Below are 3,089 nucleotides of genomic sequence, written 5' to 3'. Positions count from 1 at the left end.
CGGAGGCGACCGAGCCGGAGAGCTTCGGCGGCGCGGAGGCCTGGGTGGTGGAGGCTGGCGAGATCCCGGACCTGTCTCAGTAGTCCTGCCGGCCGTATCGGCTACAGATACACGGCTCTTTCGTCTGGCTGCGGGCCGAGAGGAAGACCCCAAGACGTATGGCCGCCCGCGATCGACACCGGTTTTTCTCTGGAGAGGGGCCTTCTCTAGAAAAGGGGCTCGTCCCTCGGGGCAGGGACACTTCGATCGGGCGGGCCTGCCCCCTTCTTCATTGCGTGGACGTTTTGACTACGCCAGGGCGTCTTCGAGCGTCCATTGGAATCCATCACCAACGCTCCTCACAACAACAGCACTCAGCACCATGATTTCTGGATTTTCGAACACGCGCGCTTTCACGTGTTGCTGCACCGCCCTGATCGCTGTCCTTCTGCTCGCCGGGTGCGGCTCGTCGAAATCGTCGATGGACGTCTCGGGCGTCCAGGAAGCCGAGCAGGCCGCGGTGCCCATCATCACCGTCGATCAGTATATCGACATGAGTGACCTCCAGGACGGGGGAAGCGTTGCGTCCGGAGAGGGCGGCGGAGGCCTCGTCCAACGCATTCTCGACTCGGAAAGCTTCGACCTCTCCCCGATGGCGGACCTGCTTCGGGAGCGGACGTACGGGACGTATTCGGAGCGCCTCCCCGCCCGGGTCATGTCGGAAGAGGAGGTCATCCAGGCCGACCGCTACAAGAACTTCACCCTCCTGGACGAAGAGTCCAGCGACGATCGGATGCAGCGGGTCAACCGGCTGGAGGTCCCGGACGGATACAAGCAGTACAACGTGGGACAGGGAAGCGTCTTCGGCGACCGGCAGCAGCAGATGTTTGGCGCGGTGCCGGAGACGGCCGACGCCATTTTGCTGGTGTCCGCCGACTACGAGATGGTCGAGGACAATCCGTTCTGGTACTGGTTCTTGCCCGTCAGCCCGGATCGGGCGTACATCGAAGCGACCGTGCGGATGGAGATGCTGGATCGGGAGGGGAACGAAATCATGGAGATCGTCCAGGCCGCCCGTTCGAATAACCACGTCAACACGGTAGGCGGAATCACGGCGGAGCCGGGGAAGATTCAGCCGCTCTGCACCGAGGCGACCGAGAAGGCGGTGGAAGCCATCGATACCGCTACGAAGCAGGAGCTGACTGGGTCGTAGCGGACTCCGGCCCTCTGGGGAGGGCGGAAGCGTGCGCTCCAGGTGGGACCGCCAACCTGGACCTCCGTCGGTGTAGGAGCCCCCAACACAGGGGGCTGCTTTGCCGACACGGCAACGCAGAAGGCGATCTACCGGCATGCAGATCGGCAGAGATTCTTTCCGAAAACAACCTTACCCCATTGCGCAAATTCTCAAAGCTACATGCCGCAGTACCTCGTCTCGCCCTGTTGCTGCTTCCAGACCGGGGAGCATCTCGCCCCCCGGTCCGGAGTGCCGGTTTCTTCCTGGTCGTTCTTTTGCTGCCTGTCGTCCTGATCAGTGGATGTAGCGGCGGCGGCATCTTGACGGAAGGGGGATGGGTGTTTGAGGGCGACGATGTGATCCGGGTCCAGCCCCGGCAGGCACAGACGCAGGAAGAGGCACTCGGTCGGGTCGTTCGCACGATCGAGCAATCGCCCTTCGAGCTCGATACCCTCAGTCGAACGTCCGGATACGCCCGGACCCGTGCGCAGCCCTTGAGCGGCACGTCCGACCGGGCCGACGCCCCCGTCGTTCGCTTGAACGTCGTGGTCACGGACTCGGCGACGGTGGAGGTCGCCGGCCAAGTCACTGCCCTGCAGTCTCCGGACGGGGAGCCAGCTTCGTCTCGCGAGTGGGCCCGCGTGGCTTGGAGGCAGGGCGTGCAGACGGGCAATACACCGTGGGGCGTGATGCAGGACTTTGCCCAGTCGGTCGGACACATTCAGGGCTACGAAGAGGATCCCACGGGCCTGGATTCCTTCGCCTGTGGCGGACGCCGCTGCGAGCAGGGCCACGTCTGCCAGCACAACGTGTGCCGCGACGAGAAGTAGTAGCCCACCGTCGCCTCCGACGCCCAATCTCCGATGCCCAATCTCCGACGCCCAGCCTCCCTCGGCCGACGAGCACGCCACCGCGGGCACGAACCGTCCAGTCATCAATCAGGCCCTCATTGAATACAGCAATCGGGAGCGCACCACTCGCGGCCTCGCGCCGCTGACTCCCGACACGACGCCGACCCGTAGTGCTTGCTTGCACAACCAGGACATGATTGCAGGCGGCTACTTCGACCACGAGGACTCCGACGGCCGGAAGCCGAACGACCGCGCGAACCGCGAGCATCGCCGCCTCATCGGCACCGTCGGCGAAAACATTCGTGTAGGAGGGGCCGTGGAGGAGGGGGGCGCCGAGATCAGAGCGAGATCGGCAAGACGTCGGTCGAAGGCTGGATGGACAGCCCCGGCCACCGTCGCAACATCTCAAAGCCCCGGTACACCCACATCGGCGCGTGCTACACCGATCACACCAGGGGACATGGGACCCAGCTCTTCGCCACTGTCTACGCCTATCTCGACCAGCCGCTGCCCTGGACGATGAGCCTGGGCGATCCGGTCTCTACGTCCGTCACGCCCGCCAAGGTGCCGGGGGAGGCGATCCGGTATGTCTTCGTCTCGCCCGACGAATCGGGCCAGGAGACGCTCGAGCGCGCTGTTGACGAAGAGGCGGCGCTCCCACTCGACGGCGTGCACCACGTCCCCAAGCAGCCCGGACGGCACGAACTCCGCGTCTTCTTTCAGCTCGAAAACGGGGCCCCTTCCGGAGCGGTCCGCACGTCGAGGTCGGGGAACGATCACAGCGTCGTTCGGAACCCCGTCGCTCAGAGCCCCACGGTGTCCATGAGGTCGTTCCCTTCAGGAGTTGGGCGCCGAGGAACTGACGCATCGTCGTCCGATAGACAGGACACAGTTACCTGCACCCTTTCTCGCTTCCTCTGCTCTCATGGCCGATGTTGCGTCCGAAAAACCAGCCGACGCGCACGACGGAACCTGCGGAACGGAGGTGCCCCTCGCGGAGGCGCTTCCTGGAAATTCGGTGACCG

3 protein-coding genes and 1 pseudogene are annotated in these 3,089 nt (G+C 64.5%); all 4 read left to right on the top strand.

The genetic code is table 11. The features are described 5' to 3' along the window. Window positions 1–361: 361 nt before the first annotated feature. Window positions 362–1,192: a hypothetical protein gene (locus V5A20_RS13825; protein WP_332316634.1), complete on the top strand. Its 831-nt coding sequence runs from the start codon at window positions 362–364 to the stop codon at window positions 1,190–1,192. 296 nt (window positions 1,193–1,488) lie between these two features. Beyond that, window positions 1,489–2,043, top strand: a complete 555-nt coding sequence (locus V5A20_RS13820; RefSeq protein WP_332327624.1) for a hypothetical protein — start codon at window positions 1,489–1,491, stop codon at window positions 2,041–2,043. Further along, a pseudogene (locus V5A20_RS14135) lies at window positions 1,979–2,347 on the top strand (CAP domain-containing protein); the annotation flags it as partial. The gene V5A20_RS13820 and the pseudogene V5A20_RS14135, both read left to right, overlap by 65 nt. Beyond that, window positions 2,239–3,089, top strand: an 851-nt coding sequence (locus V5A20_RS14130) for a CAP domain-containing protein (protein WP_442978441.1), incomplete at its 3' end; no start/stop codon positions are given. The pseudogene V5A20_RS14135 and the gene V5A20_RS14130, both read left to right, overlap by 109 nt.

The sequence above is a fragment of the Salinibacter sp. genome (genome assembly GCF_036626415.1).
Classification (GTDB): domain Bacteria; phylum Bacteroidota; class Rhodothermia; order Rhodothermales; family Salinibacteraceae; genus Salinibacter.
This window is presented reverse-complemented; position numbering and strand designations above follow the sequence as displayed.